This window comes from Marinobacterium alkalitolerans (genome assembly GCF_017776525.1).
GTDB classification, from domain to species: Bacteria; Pseudomonadota; Gammaproteobacteria; order Pseudomonadales; family Balneatricaceae; genus Marinobacterium; species Marinobacterium alkalitolerans.
Map to the genome: position 1 here is coordinate 24,362 of NZ_JACVEW010000017.1, position 12,194 is coordinate 36,555.

Annotated in this window: 16 protein-coding genes; 2 read left to right on the forward strand and 14 right to left on the reverse strand. The window is 58.2% G+C overall.

What is annotated here, in order from left to right; genetic code table 11:
• Positions 1-51 precede the first annotated feature (51 nt).
• Genes H9C73_RS11495 through H9C73_RS11505 form a run of 3 tightly spaced genes read right to left on the reverse strand, consistent with a single transcriptional unit; the run spans position 52 to position 1,698 of the window.
• Positions 52-513 carry a PaaI family thioesterase gene (locus H9C73_RS11495; RefSeq protein ID WP_209287970.1) on the reverse strand — a complete coding sequence of 154 codons (462 nt, stop codon included), beginning with the start codon at positions 511-513 and terminating at the stop codon, positions 52-54.
• A complete protein-coding gene (locus tag H9C73_RS11500; protein ID WP_209287971.1) occupies positions 497-982 on the reverse strand; it encodes a PaaI family thioesterase in 486 nt (161 codons plus the stop codon). Before H9C73_RS11500 ends, H9C73_RS11495 begins: the two co-directional genes overlap by 17 nt.
• Complete coding sequence (locus H9C73_RS11505) at positions 979-1,698, reverse strand: DUF599 domain-containing protein (RefSeq protein WP_209287972.1); 720 nt, start codon at positions 1,696-1,698, stop codon at positions 979-981. Before H9C73_RS11505 ends, H9C73_RS11500 begins: the two co-directional genes overlap by 4 nt.
• Before the next feature lie 59 nt (positions 1,699-1,757).
• Between H9C73_RS11505 and H9C73_RS11510 the strand changes: the two genes are divergently transcribed.
• On the forward strand, positions 1,758-2,630 hold the full coding sequence (locus H9C73_RS11510) for a DMT family transporter (protein ID WP_209287973.1): 873 nt from the start codon (positions 1,758-1,760) through the stop codon (positions 2,628-2,630).
• Positions 2,631-2,680: 50 nt separating this feature from the next.
• Here H9C73_RS11510 and H9C73_RS11515 read toward each other — a convergent pair whose 3' ends face one another.
• The 10 genes from H9C73_RS11515 to H9C73_RS11560 form a co-directional block, all read right to left on the reverse strand.
• Positions 2,681-4,360 carry a complex I subunit 5 family protein gene (locus H9C73_RS11515; protein ID WP_209287974.1) on the reverse strand — a complete coding sequence of 560 codons (1,680 nt, stop codon included), beginning with the start codon at positions 4,358-4,360 and terminating at the stop codon, positions 2,681-2,683.
• Positions 4,357-5,850 carry a complex I subunit 5 family protein gene (locus H9C73_RS11520; RefSeq protein ID WP_236014244.1) on the reverse strand — a complete coding sequence of 498 codons (1,494 nt, stop codon included), beginning with the start codon at positions 5,848-5,850 and terminating at the stop codon, positions 4,357-4,359. The genes H9C73_RS11515 and H9C73_RS11520 overlap by 4 nt, the downstream gene beginning before the upstream one ends.
• The gene (locus H9C73_RS11525; RefSeq protein WP_209287975.1) at positions 5,847-7,310 is read right to left on the reverse strand and encodes a complex I subunit 5 family protein; all 1,464 of its coding nucleotides are present in this window, start codon (positions 7,308-7,310) and stop codon (positions 5,847-5,849) included. The genes H9C73_RS11520 and H9C73_RS11525 overlap by 4 nt, the downstream gene beginning before the upstream one ends.
• A complete protein-coding gene (locus H9C73_RS11530; RefSeq protein ID WP_209287976.1) occupies positions 7,307-7,639 on the reverse strand; it encodes an NADH-quinone oxidoreductase subunit K in 333 nt (110 codons plus the stop codon). The genes H9C73_RS11525 and H9C73_RS11530 overlap by 4 nt, the downstream gene beginning before the upstream one ends.
• The gene (locus H9C73_RS11535) at positions 7,636-8,334 is read right to left on the reverse strand and encodes an MnhB domain-containing protein (RefSeq protein WP_209287977.1); all 699 of its coding nucleotides are present in this window, start codon (positions 8,332-8,334) and stop codon (positions 7,636-7,638) included. The genes H9C73_RS11530 and H9C73_RS11535 overlap by 4 nt, the downstream gene beginning before the upstream one ends.
• Complete coding sequence (locus tag H9C73_RS11540; protein WP_209287978.1) at positions 8,331-8,606, reverse strand: Na(+)/H(+) antiporter subunit B; 276 nt, start codon at positions 8,604-8,606, stop codon at positions 8,331-8,333. Before H9C73_RS11540 ends, H9C73_RS11535 begins: the two co-directional genes overlap by 4 nt.
• The gene (locus tag H9C73_RS11545) at positions 8,599-8,937 is read right to left on the reverse strand and encodes a cation:proton antiporter (RefSeq protein ID WP_209287979.1); all 339 of its coding nucleotides are present in this window, start codon (positions 8,935-8,937) and stop codon (positions 8,599-8,601) included. Before H9C73_RS11545 ends, H9C73_RS11540 begins: the two co-directional genes overlap by 8 nt.
• Entirely contained in the window at positions 8,924-9,226 is a 303-nt protein-coding gene (locus H9C73_RS11550) for a monovalent cation/H+ antiporter complex subunit F (RefSeq protein ID WP_209287980.1), read from the reverse strand. The genes H9C73_RS11545 and H9C73_RS11550 overlap by 14 nt, the downstream gene beginning before the upstream one ends.
• Positions 9,223-9,717, reverse strand: coding sequence for a Na+/H+ antiporter subunit E (locus H9C73_RS11555; protein WP_209287981.1), 495 nt, complete (start codon positions 9,715-9,717; stop codon positions 9,223-9,225). The genes H9C73_RS11550 and H9C73_RS11555 overlap by 4 nt, the downstream gene beginning before the upstream one ends.
• 116 nt (positions 9,718-9,833) lie before the next feature.
• Positions 9,834-11,300 (reverse strand): protein adenylyltransferase SelO, encoded by a 1,467-nt coding sequence (locus H9C73_RS11560; RefSeq protein ID WP_209287982.1) that lies wholly within the window; start codon positions 11,298-11,300, stop codon positions 9,834-9,836.
• Between the two features lie 84 nt (positions 11,301-11,384).
• On the opposite strand from H9C73_RS11560, the gene H9C73_RS11565 reads away from it, so the two are divergent.
• The gene (locus H9C73_RS11565) at positions 11,385-11,744 is read left to right on the forward strand and encodes a DUF3301 domain-containing protein (protein WP_209287983.1); all 360 of its coding nucleotides are present in this window, start codon (positions 11,385-11,387) and stop codon (positions 11,742-11,744) included.
• Here H9C73_RS11565 and H9C73_RS11570 read toward each other — a convergent pair.
• Complete coding sequence (locus H9C73_RS11570) at positions 11,735-12,190, reverse strand: YaiI/YqxD family protein (protein WP_209287984.1); 456 nt, start codon at positions 12,188-12,190, stop codon at positions 11,735-11,737. The two genes, H9C73_RS11565 and H9C73_RS11570, sit on opposite strands and share 10 nt — an antisense overlap.
• Positions 12,191-12,194 lie beyond the last annotated feature (4 nt).

Genomic DNA, 12,194 nt, shown 5'->3' on the forward strand with positions numbered 1-12,194 from the left:
CAAACTGTTAGCTTGAACGGATATGGGGCCCGCCACGTATTTTTCAACCGTTTAATCAGGATTTGCCGAATCTTTCCCCGCATCCAGCAGGAAATGGGCGCGCGCCTGTGCAATCGGTTTGCTTTTGCGCTCCTGCCATGCGAGCACAGAACAGCTCCCCACACGTCGACCCTGACGGCTGACCCGGCAGATTGCAAAGGTGTCCCGGTCCAGTCCGGCACGCATGTAATCCAGCGAGAAGTCGATCACCTTGGCCAGCCCGGGCTGAGGCATTTGCAGGGTAAGCTGGAACTGCGCTGTCAGTTCCATGAAGGCCGCGATAACACCACCGTGAATCGCCGGGATGGTCGGGTTGCCCAGATGGTCCTCACTGGCCGGCAAGCGGAAGATGACTTCCTCACCATAACAGGCGCACTCGACACCCAGCATGCGCGCATAGGGAATCAGGTCAACCAGAGGCTGGTAGTCGCCACTCTGATGCGCCTCGGTGACCAGATCAAGCAGTTGCTTCATGTTCCTGTCCTTCAATCATGGCTCTGAATGCCGTATCCGTACTGCCCGGCTCGGGGCGCATGAACGTAGCCACCGCGTTGGCAACCGGCTTTTCGGGCGATGCCTGATAGACCGACGCGCGTGTGAACAGCACACTGCGGGTAATGCGATAACATTCAGCCTGTACGTACAACGGCTGGCTCTGAACCGGGGTACGCATATGGTCAATACGCAGGTCCAGGGTCGGGCACAGCTCGAACTCATCCAGCGCACACAGTGTCGAAACACTGCTGGCCGCGTCCACCAGTGTCGTCAGGACTCCGCCATGCAGATAGGTGTCGAGCACATCACTCACCAGTTGTGGCTGCACCGGCAAGACCAGCACCGCTTCACGCGGGGCGGCCTTGACCAGTTGAATGCCCAGCTTGCGCATATGGGGCTGTGCGTTCAGAAAGCGCGTGCAGCGGCCGGTATAGAGATCGGGCGTCATTGTGGGTCTCCGGCACTCATTTTCAGGGTATCCAGCGTAGAAGAGGTAAATTCGCGGCGGTAGAGTATCACGACTATCGCCAGGCTGAGCAGCATGAAGCACCAGGGATTGATGAACCAGCCCAGTACACTGATGCTGAAATAGTAGGTCCTCAAACCCAGGTTGAAGTTATTGGCCGCCATGGAGGCCATGGTGGCGATCCGCTGTGCATGCGCCTTGACCTGGCTGGCACTGGGCTCTTCAGCGGGTGAAGGCGCACCGCCAATCATCACCGACACAAAGCCGTACTGACGCAGGCTCCAGGTGAACTTGAAAAAGGCATAGATAAACAGCAACACCAGCAGCAGTAGCTTAAGCTCCCACTCCTGTCGGGTGGCCGGTACCACAAAAGGCAGATCCTGCACCATGTTGATGGCCTTCTCCGCCGAGCTCATGACGGTCACAAGGCCCGCCAGCACCAGAATGGTCGTGGAGGCGAAAAAGGCCACACTCCGTTCCAGGTTTGCGATGGCCGTGGTATCGGCGATCCGCACGTCCCGTGCTAGCATGCGCTCCATCCATTCAGTGCGATAGAGATGCAACAGGCTCGACAGGCACGCTGTTGTGTGACTTTTTCGATCGGCGTAATACATATAGCCCCGAAAACACAACAGGAACCAGACCAGTGCCACCGCATTCAAGCGGTTGCTCTGTAACAGCAGTATCAAGTCTTCCATTCGATGTGTTCCATACATCAGTGGGTTCAATCGGATAAATGTACAGGGATCACCTTCCAGTGTCTGCAACTCAACCCCAGCTGGCAACCGGTGTTGGCCTTGCTCTGGCGACCAGCCTTGTCATGAGCCTGGCCGCTGTACTGATCAAGCTCACCGCCGACACCCTCAGCATCGAGATGATTGTCTTTTTTCAGTACCTGCTGTGCACCTGCGCCATGCTCCCCTGGGTATTGAAACGGGGTATCCGCTGTCTGGCAACTCCCCGGCCCTTTCTGCACTTGCTGCGCGGTACCTGCGGCTGGGCCTGCTTTTACACCTATTACCTGGCGCTGGAGCAGATTCCACTGGTAGACGCCGCATTACTGCGCAACGCCGCTCCGCTCTGCGTGCCCATCTGGTTACTGCTCTGGCATGGCGCAAGGCTGCCTCTGCTGGCCTGGGGGCCGCTTCTGACAGGCTTTGCAGGGATTGCTCTGATCATCCAGCCGGAGGGCGTGGGCTTAAGCGGCTGGCACCTGGTGGGTGTACTCTCGGCACTCACACTGGCAGGGTCGATTGTCACCACGCGGGCGTTGGCACAGACAGAGCCGACCAACCGTATACTGTTTTACTATTTCCTGATTTCTACGCTGGCCAGCACACCTCTGGCACTGTTTAACTGGCGCACGCCAGAACCGGCGGCCCTGCCGCTTGTAGCACTGATCGCGCTTTCGATCTGGATCACCATGTGGCTGTACACCCGCGCTTACAGCCATGCACCGGCATCCATCATTTCACCCTTGAGTTACTTCGGGGTCGTCATGACAGGTGTGTGGGGCTGGATGATCTGGGACCAGGTACCGGACATCAAAAGCCTGTCCGGCACCCTGCTGGTCATTATTGGCGGGATCACCTCCGTCTGGCTGGGTGCCAAATTACAGAGCCGCCATTGAGATCAGTTGCAACGCCCAGGCTCTGTGGGGCAGATCCAAGCAGGTTGCAGTTACAGCAGAAAAAATAACAACGCCAGGATCAGCACTGATCCTGCAATATGCACTCGCAATCCGGTCTCTGCGGGTTGGACCCGACACACGAGTGCTTTTTGCAGCCATTCAACCCGCTTGCCCCCGATGCGAATCGAAACACTCACACGCGACCTGCCCCGAGCCTTCTTCACACTGTCCTCCAGCAGTACAACCAGATCCCCCGCAGGCACTTCAGGCGCCCGCAAGCGAATCGCCACAACCATTCCGGCCATAAACAGCGCCACCAGCATCGGCCAGATCAGTGCCATCCAGTACGTGACGTGATCCGCCAGTGTCGTGGTGATTGCGGCCGGCAGCTCTGGGGCAAACCAGGGAAACAACAGACTGGCCATCAGTACAAGTCCCCAGCCCATCTGCATACAGGGACCGGACTCATTTCTGTTTGTATTGCGCACTTGCAACCAGAGGAAACGCAGCACCAGCAGCAAGGTTGCCATCGCACCAGCGGTGAGCAGATTACCAAGCCAAGGCGCCAGCGACCACACAAGCCCATCCACCTGTAATGCCTGTTTCATGGCCAGTTTGGTATGGGCCCCACTGGTCAGGGGCAGTCCCGCGAGAGAGAGCCCAGGCACTGCAATCACCCCCCAGTAAAGCCAGCGAGCAAGACGATGGTTCGGCATTCTGATACCCACCGACAGAAACAGTGCCCCCTTGGCCAGAGCATGATGGAGGGCAAAGGTACCAATGACGGGCAACAGCCAAACCGTGCGCTCGGGTACTGCCAGGGCAACACCCAGCATCAGCGTCATCAATCCCATCTGGCTGATGCTTGAGTAGGCAAGAACTGCCTTGCTCTGGCGCTGACATACCCCGATAAGCGCGCCCCCCAGCGAGGCCAACATCCCGATCAACACCAATACCGTTCCCGTTACAAGCTGGCTCGTCTGACCCAGCGGCAGCGTCAGCAGCCAGCCCAGCAGCCCGGCCTTGATCATTGCGCCGCTGAGCACGGCGCTGGCGGGTGTGGGGGCAACCGGATGCGCTAACGGCAACCAGAGATGCAACAGCAGCAACCCCGCCTTAACACCAAAACCAACCAGCAAAAAAACCATTATCAAGTCGGCACGAGGGGATTCAGCGATGGCGACCGACAGGTCTGCCAGCAGCAGACTGTTGGCTGTTCCTGCCGCCAGCAACAGTCCGGCCAGCAGCGCCATCTCGCCCAGCACGGCCATGACCAGATAGACTCTCCCGGCTCTGAAGGCAGCCGATGTGCGCTCATGCACCACCAAACCGTACCCGGCAAAGGTCATCAAAGCGAAAAAGGCATAGAAGCTGACCAGATCGGCGGCAAGGACCAACCCCAGATTGCCACACAATGTAAGCCCCCAGAACAGCGCAAAGCTGCGTCGACACCGCTTAACGTAGCCAGTCGCGTACAGTCCGGCAAAACTCCAAAGCAACGCCGTCAGCAGAAGAAAGGGCTGACGCAGGGCATCCAGCTGCCAGTTCGCTCCCAACAGCAGTCCCGGCAATCCAAGCTGCCATTGCGCAGGCCCCAGCAGCACCAGCCCCAGTGCCGGCAAGGACACCAGCGGCAGCAGTCGCCACTGCCAACGCTGCAACGCAGGGTGCAGGGCCAGCACGACTGGCAGCAAGGGTAGACACACCGCCAGCAACACCCAGACCATCATGGCAGATACTCCCGTGCCGCAATCAGTTCGGCCCAGCTCAGCGGACTAAACGGCAACACTGCAAACAGGCCGGCCAGCAGGGTTAACGAAGCGGTAACCAGCGGTGGCCAGAGCAGCCAGCTGTGCGTTTCCAGTCGCCCCCAGCGGCGCTGATATGACCATTCATATTCCGACAGGAACCAGAGTCGATGAATCACAGGCAGAAAATAGGCAGCGTTAAGCATACTGCTGATCAGTAGCACTGCGACCACCCACTCCATCCCGACATTCAAGGCCCCGCTGCCCAGGGTCCATTTGGTAACAAAACCGGCCAATGGTGGCGCACCTATCATGCCGAATGCAGCCAGTGTGAAGGCTGCCGAGGTCAGCGGCATACGACGACCGGCTCCGTTTAATTCCTGTACTTTGTGGATACCGAGCGTTTCGGCATAGTTGCCGGCACAGAAAAACAGTGTGATTTTCATGATGCCCTGATGCAGCAGATGCACCAGCCCGCCTACCGTCCCCACAGGACCAAACACGGCAGCACCCAATACGATGTAGGACACCTGACTAACCGTTGAGTAAGCCAGCCGTCGCTTCAAGTCGCTCTGTGATAACGCACGGACCGAACCATAGACGATGGTGAATGCTGCCAGCCAGCCCAAGGGTTCCAGCACTCCAAGCAAGGTCGCAAACTCAATGCCATAGAGATCATATACCACCCGCACGATGCCGAATGCTCCGGCTTTCACTACCGCCACCGCATGCAGCAATGCACTCACCGGAGCGGGCGCAACCATGGCCTGTGGCAGCCAGCCATGCAATGGAAACAGTGCCGCCTTGACCCCAAGGCCCGCCACCAACAGGCCAAATACCAGCATCAATGGCAGATGAAGGTTCTCATCAACGTCTTTGAGCTGCCCCGTTTCCTGGAAGGAGATATCCCCCACCAGACCCTGCAACCAGATTATGCCCAGCAGCAAAGCCGCACCACCGCTGAGCGTGTACATGATGTAGTTACGGCCTGCTCGCAGTGCCTTATCAGTACCTCGATGCACTACCAGCGGATAAGTCGACAGCGTCAGCATTTCGTAGAACAGAAAGAAGGTGAACAGGTTGCCGGCCAGCGCAATACCCATGGTACTGGCCACACACAGGCTGAAAAAGCCGAAGAAGCGGCTTCGATTGGGCGAACCTTCCAGATAGCCCACGGCATATATGGTGGTGAGGAGCCAGAGCACCGCTGACAGCCCCGCAAACATCATGGCCAGCGCATCGGCTTGAAGCACAAAACTGACGCCGGGCAGAATCTCATAACTGAGGCCGTAATCACGCTCATTCAGCACACCCCAGGTCATTACCCCAACCAGCGCCACCTTGATCAAGGCCGCCAGCAGGTTGATCACTGTGCGCAGGCGTTGACGCTCTTCCGGCAGGGTAAAGATAATTGCGGCGGCCAGCATGGAGCAGAGCAATGCAAAGACCGGTATAAGGGCCTGCTGCATCATTGCACCTCCTCAAACGGCATCGCCATTACGGACAGCACCTGACTGCCGCTGACACCCACTCCGAGCGATGCCAACGCCAGCAGCATGGCCGCCACTTCCAGACGACGATCAGGATGGTAGAAGTGATCCTGTTCATCCCGTTCGAGGAATGAAGCTTTATAAATCCGAAACACATACGCCGCCGACAGCAGGCCTCCGCCTGCGAGAACCATAATCCACCACCATTGCCCCGAGGCCATGCTCGCCTGCAGCAACATCCATTTGGCAGCAAAACCGCCGGATGGCGGCAACCCCATCAGGGAGACACCGGCAAGCCCGAAGGAGAACAGCGAGAAAGGCAGGAAATGGCTCACCCCAGCCAGTGCTTCCACACGGTTGCTGCCCACGGCCAGGATCAGGTTGCCGGCGGCCAGAAACATGGCGGCCTTGGCCAGGGCATGGCTGATCACCTGCAGTGTTATGCCCTGCTGCGCATGCAAAGAAACAGAGGCTTCTACACCAAAGGTCAGAGGAAACAGCAGAAACAGATAGCCAATCTGAGCAACTGACGAGTAGGCAACCACCTGCTTAAGCCGAGGCTGACAAAGTGCAAGCCAGCTGCCCCAGATGATTGCGACCGCTCCCAGCACACCCAGCAACTGGGCCATCCACTGCGATGCCACGGCAACTCCCGCTTCAAGCCAGACACGGGCGGCAATGTAGAACGAGGCTTTCACCACCAGCGCCGAAAGCAGCGCACTCACCGGCGATTTGGCAATGCCATGCGCAGGCGGCAACCAGCCATGCAGGGGGAACAGAGCCGTTTTCAGCGCCAGCCCCACCAGCATCAGCACCAGTGCCGGACGCATCAGCAGGGCATGCTCGGATACACGCACCTGACCGGCCACATCGGCCAGTGAAAGCGTTCCAAACTGTCCGTAGACCAATGCCACACCCAGCAGGTAGGCCAAAGACCCCAATAATGCGGCCAGCAGATAGCGCAGAGCCGCTCGCAGTGCCTCGGCCTGCCCGCCCAGTGCAACCAGCCCAACGGCAGACAACGTAATCAGCTCAAGTCCGACATAAAGATTGAACAGATCCCCGCCCATCCAAACCGTATTCAGCCCTGCCCACAGGAACCAGTACAGTGGCCAGAAGTAGCGTTGCCAAGGCCTGTCGGGCTCAAGGTAAAAACCGGCATGAATGCCGCAACCACTGGCGACCAGCGTTGTTAACAGCAGGAAGGTAACGACCAGCCCGTCGACACGCAATTCAATGCCGAGCGGAGCATCCCAGCCCGCCAGCGTGTAGTAAAACCCGCCTTCGTGCCGGACCAGCCACCAGAGCCCGACTGACACCAGCAGCTGCAACAGCATGCCCAGCCAGGACAGTGCGCGTCCCTGGCGAAATCCAAGCAGCAGTGACACCGTTGCCAATGCCAGGGGTGTGAACAACAGCCCGGCCATCAGCCAATTGCTCATCCCGAGTGTCCCTCCTCATCACGGCCTGCTTCCGGAACCTCAGACTCAAGTTCAGTTCTGCCGGTCAGATGGAAATAGCGCCGGATCAATACAACCCCCAGTGCCGTAGCCGCAATCGATACCACAATACCGGTCAATACCAGTGCCTGGGGCACAGGGTCTGGCCCGTTATGATGTTGTGCCAGCCCAACCAGGATCAGAAACGTGGCCGAACCGATCAAGTTGAGCGCCAGCAATTTGCGCAGCAAGTGTCGCAAACCGATCAGGCCCATCAGGCCAATGCCCCAGAGCACAGCACCGGTGAGGGCGTACAATAGCGGTGTGCTCATTTTTCACCCTCCTCTGGCTCACTGGCATCATTAACCGGCGCGGCCACAAACAGTGCCAGCAGGATCATCCCGATTGACAGCGTCAGCAGGGTTTCAATAGACAGAATCAGTCCTTTAACAAATTCACGCGGGTAGGCCAGAAACACGTCACCGGCGATGGCGCTGGCAAGACCAACCAACAGAAACAGCGCAAAGCCAAGCACCAGCCCGATACGCAACAGGATGCCGGGGCGCAGAAAATCCAGCGGCAGACCGGTCAGGCGCATCAATACCCCGGTGGCCGCCAGCATGGCCCCGGCCTGAAACGCACCTCCGGGCCGATCAGCTCCGGCCCAAAGCAGGTAACCAGCCAACAGCAGCATCAGCGGCACCAGCCAGCGCAACAGGGCCCTGAGCAGCGTATCGGACGTTCGCAGCTCAGGATCTTCCAGCGAGCGGGTACGCGCCATGGAAATACCCGCCATCGCCGCAATCACCAGCACAGCTATTTCAAGCAGGGTATCGTAACTGCGAAAATTGAGCAGTACCGCTGTTACCGGATGCTCCACCCCACTGGCCGCAAGCTTATCCTGTAACTGGCGTGGCAAATCAGATGCAGGCTCCAGCATGCTCAGCTGCCATACACTGCGACCCAGGAGCGCCGTCAGCATCAATGCCAGCAACAGCATGCCAATACGGGCAGCCGGTGATCTCATCCGCGCTCCTCCTCGACAACCGAGTCGGTGCCTCTGCCACGACGAAAGTGACTGACCGCATCCAGCAACAGCACCCCTGTCAGGCCCGCGCCAATGGCTGCCTCGGCGAGAGCGATGTCCGGAGCCTGCAACCGTACCCAGCACACCGCCATCAGCAGGCCAAACGCAATGAAAACGACTATCGCCCGAAACAGGTCCTGCGACAGCAATGCCGCTGCAGCGGTCAAGATCAGTGCCAGTGCCAACAGAAGGTCCAGCAGAATTTCAACCATCCTTGTGCTCCCTTTCACGCAGTGGATCGGGCAGCGAAGGCTCATGTATGCGCACGGCACGCGCAACCAGATGAGCGGAAGTGGCGCTTGCTGCAAGCGCAACCCACCAAATCAGCAGTGTTTTCAAACCACTGGCAACCGATGGCGTCATCGTGAGTAAAGCAAGGATGACCAATCCCAATCCAAGATTATCGATCTTTGTCAGAGCGTGAATGCGGCACAGGGTATCGTTGAAACGAAACAGACCGAGCGTGCCGAGCGCAAAGAAAAAGCAACCACTGACCAACAACAGGATCTGCAGACCGAATATCAGCCCATCAATCATCGTCATGCCCCTTGACCGCATGGCGGTCAGTTTTTTCGCCTTCAATCCGCACCACACGGGTGACAAAGGCGGCGGCGGAAAACACCGCCAGTACCGCCAGTATCAGCGCCACATCACGCAATGAAGGAATCTGTTGAGCCTCAGCCAGCACCAGCAACAGCGCAACTCCGGTGGTACCAAACAGCTGCGAGGCGAGCATACGGTCGGCGGCCGTCGGACCATGCCAGATACGGACAACTCCCAGCATCAACGTCAACAGAAGAAACAACGCAACCAGGTGCAGTACCAGTGTCATCCGCGCTCCTCAGGATTCAACGTCAGACCAAAGAGTTTGGCCACACACCGCTGTGTCTGCTCCACCTCCTGCCTCACGGGTTGAGTCAGATCCAGGCAGTGCAGTTCAATTTCATCGCCATCCAGGGTGACACTGAGCGTACCCGGAAGCAGTGACAATGTGTTGGCCAACAGCCAGCGCGGTACGCCTTCCGGTAATGAAAGAGGCGCACGCAGGTAGCCGGGCGTTACAGGTAGCGATGGTGAAAGAAGACGGCGCGAAACATCCACTGCCGCCAACAATGAGTGACTCAGGAAAAACAGGGCGAACCCGGGCAGGGCATGAACACGGATAATATGGGGTGAGGGAGGAAACAGCACCAGGGACAGACTGCTGACCAGCAGGCTTACAATGCCACCAAACAGCAGGCCCGTGGCATCTCCATCCGTTAATGCCCACCAGACCAGCCACAACAGCAACGCACGCAATACCAATGTCACCCATCGGGACATGGGGCCTCCTGCTTGTTTGTATCACTGTCTGAACTGACCACGAATCAAGTGGTTAGGTTCAGACTAACACAGAACGTGCAGGTCCGTGCAGCACTGACACGGGCAACCGTGACACCTCAGGATGAGCAGGTCAGATTAATGGCCCGGGCCCACTTCGGGGGCGCACCGGCATACCGCTCCATATCCGGATGCTCATCCCCCGGATGGCGCAACACCGGCAGAAGCGCATTCAGCGGTCGGTAATCGCCCTGATGCGCCTCGCGAATCACCTCCTCTGCCATGTAGTTGCGGAGAATGTAACGGGGGTTCATCGCCCGCATCTGCTGATGACGAATGGGCTCACTTGCCGCCTCCTGCTCAACACGCGCTGCGTAACGCTGCAACCAGGCGCCCAGTGCCGCCGAGTCGTTGACCAGCGCTTCAAGGCTTGCCGTTTTGCCCGGCACCCATTCCGACAGGGTACGCAGGAAACGGTTATGGTCTACTCGATCACTGGTCCATAGCGCTTCAAGCCGGGACACCAGATCAGCGTCCTCGGCATCAACCCGCTGCAAGCCCAGGCGTGCACGCATTCGATCCAGCTTGGCCGCTTCATAGAGGCTTTCATAACGATCCAGCTCGGCTTCAAGCGCCTCACGCTGCGTCAGCGGCAGCATCGCCTGCGCCAATGCTGCCAGGTTCCAGAGCACAATGGAGGGCTGTCGGGCAAAGGCGTACCGACCGACATGATCATTCTTGTTGGCGATATGATCAGGCTCGTAATGGTCCATGAAGGTGTAGGGACCATAGTCAAAGGTCTCACCAATGATCGACATGTTATCCGTATTCAGGACACCGTGTACAAAGCCATATGCCTGCCAGGCAGCCACCAGTTCGACGGTGCGCTCCAGGATGGATCGAAACATCGCCAGGTAAGGGTCATCCGCGTCCCTGCACTCGGGGTAATAGCGAGTCAGGCAGTAATCCGCCAGCTGTTTAAGCTCTTCATGGCGTCCGGAATAGAAAAAAAATTCAAAGTGCCCGAAACGGACATGGCAGGGGGTCACTCGCAGTAGTTGAGCGCAGGGTTCCATGCCGTTACGCAGCGTAAACTCTTCACTGCCGATCAGGCAGAGTGCCCGCGTCGTGGGTATGCCCAGACCCGCCATCGCTTCACCGGCAAGGTATTCACGAATGCTGGATCTGAGCACTGCACGCCCATCGCCAAAACGGGAAAAGGCGGTTTTACCGGCGCCTTTGAGGTGGAGGTCATAGCGGACCTGATCACGGCCGTTCACTTCACCCAGCAGCAGTCCTCTGCCATCCCCCAGGTCCGGGTTGTAGGAGCCAAACTGATGGCCGGTATATTTCATCGCCAGCGGTTCGGTGCCCGGCCACTCTCGCAGGCCAGTGCAACACTCGACCAGCTCCGAGGGCGAAACAGAACAGGGATCCAGACCGATCAGTTGCGCCACCTCCGGACAAAAGGCAGCCAAATGTGCCCCCTTGAGTGGCTGCACGTCCACATGCTGGAACCATTGCGAAGGCAGCCTTGCATAACTGTTGTCAAACGGCAGCTCTGTCAGACGGCATCCGTTGGCCATGATGAATCTCCTGCTGTGATAATCCATTTCACATACCCTAGCATTTTAATCAGGTATTTTCATCCGGCAGTTTGAAGGGGTATTATGAACGGCGCTCAAACCGACACAGGCAGTGACATGTGGCTTGAACTGAATGATATTTTCTGGCTTTTTCTGGTGCTGACCGGGTGTGGGGCCTGGTGGCATAACCTGAAGCAGCGTGAGTCAGCCACACGGGCAGTCAAACGCCACTGTCAGCGGGAAGGGCTTCAGCTGCTGGATGACAGCATCGCACTGAAGCGCATGAAACCGATCAGAGACCGGGATTCGGGGCGACTGGTGTTGTTACGCGAGTATCAGTTTTTCTTCACTTCAACCGGAGACGAACGCTACCCCGGCAGCATTCAGCTGCAGGGACGTCGCCTGTTGGGCATCAACCTCGCGCCACATCGCATTCAACCCTGACGCGCAGCGCGTGCCAGCCAGCGGTCCAGCTGATTGGCAAACTGCTGACGGTCCGCCTGACTGAGTGCTGCCGGGCCACCGCTTTGAACGCCACTGGCCCGCAGGGTTTCCATAAAGTCACGCATATTGAGACGCGCTCGGATATTCTCCTGCGTAAACCGTTCACCGCGGGGAGTCAGGGCTGCTGCCTGCTTCTCCAGCACCTCAGAGGCCAGCGGAATATCACTGGTGATCACCAGATCGCCCGCTGCAACCCGCCGCACGATCTCGTGATCCGCCACGTCAAACCCGGCGCCCACCTGAAGTGAATGTATATTGGGGTCAGGCGGTACCGGCAGGTAATGGTTCGCCACCAGGGTTAAGCTGGTGCCTGTTCTGCGTGCCGCACGAAACAGGATTTCACGGATGACAACCGGACAGGCGTCCGCATCTACCCAAATCTGCATGCCG

Coding starts and splice junctions, on each gene's coding strand:
- H9C73_RS11495 (WP_209287970.1), bottom strand. CDS start 513: ATGAAGCAACTGCTTGATCTGGTCACCGAGGCGCATCAGAGTGGCGAC.
- H9C73_RS11500 (WP_209287971.1), bottom strand. CDS start 982: ATGACGCCCGATCTCTATACCGGCCGCTGCACGCGCTTTCTGAACGCA.
- H9C73_RS11505 (WP_209287972.1), bottom strand. CDS start 1,698: ATGGAAGACTTGATACTGCTGTTACAGAGCAACCGCTTGAATGCGGTG.
- H9C73_RS11515 (WP_209287974.1), bottom strand. CDS start 4,360: ATGATGGTCTGGGTGTTGCTGGCGGTGTGTCTACCCTTGCTGCCAGTC.
- H9C73_RS11520 (WP_236014244.1), bottom strand. CDS start 5,850: ATGATGCAGCAGGCCCTTATACCGGTCTTTGCATTGCTCTGCTCCATG.
- H9C73_RS11525 (WP_209287975.1), bottom strand. CDS start 7,310: ATGAGCAATTGGCTGATGGCCGGGCTGTTGTTCACACCCCTGGCATTG.
- H9C73_RS11530 (WP_209287976.1), bottom strand. CDS start 7,639: ATGAGCACACCGCTATTGTACGCCCTCACCGGTGCTGTGCTCTGGGGC.
- H9C73_RS11535 (WP_209287977.1), bottom strand. CDS start 8,334: ATGAGATCACCGGCTGCCCGTATTGGCATGCTGTTGCTGGCATTGATG.
- H9C73_RS11540 (WP_209287978.1), bottom strand. CDS start 8,606: ATGGTTGAAATTCTGCTGGACCTTCTGTTGGCACTGGCACTGATCTTG.
- H9C73_RS11545 (WP_209287979.1), bottom strand. CDS start 8,937: ATGACGATGATTGATGGGCTGATATTCGGTCTGCAGATCCTGTTGTTG.
- H9C73_RS11550 (WP_209287980.1), bottom strand. CDS start 9,226: ATGACACTGGTACTGCACCTGGTTGCGTTGTTTCTTCTGTTGACGTTG.
- H9C73_RS11555 (WP_209287981.1), bottom strand. CDS start 9,717: ATGTCCCGATGGGTGACATTGGTATTGCGTGCGTTGCTGTTGTGGCTG.
- H9C73_RS11560 (WP_209287982.1), bottom strand. CDS start 11,300: ATGGCCAACGGATGCCGTCTGACAGAGCTGCCGTTTGACAACAGTTAT.
- H9C73_RS11565 (WP_209287983.1), top strand. CDS start 11,385: ATGAACGGCGCTCAAACCGACACAGGCAGTGACATGTGGCTTGAACTG.
- H9C73_RS11570 (WP_209287984.1), bottom strand. CDS start 12,190: ATGCAGATTTGGGTAGATGCGGACGCCTGTCCGGTTGTCATCCGTGAA.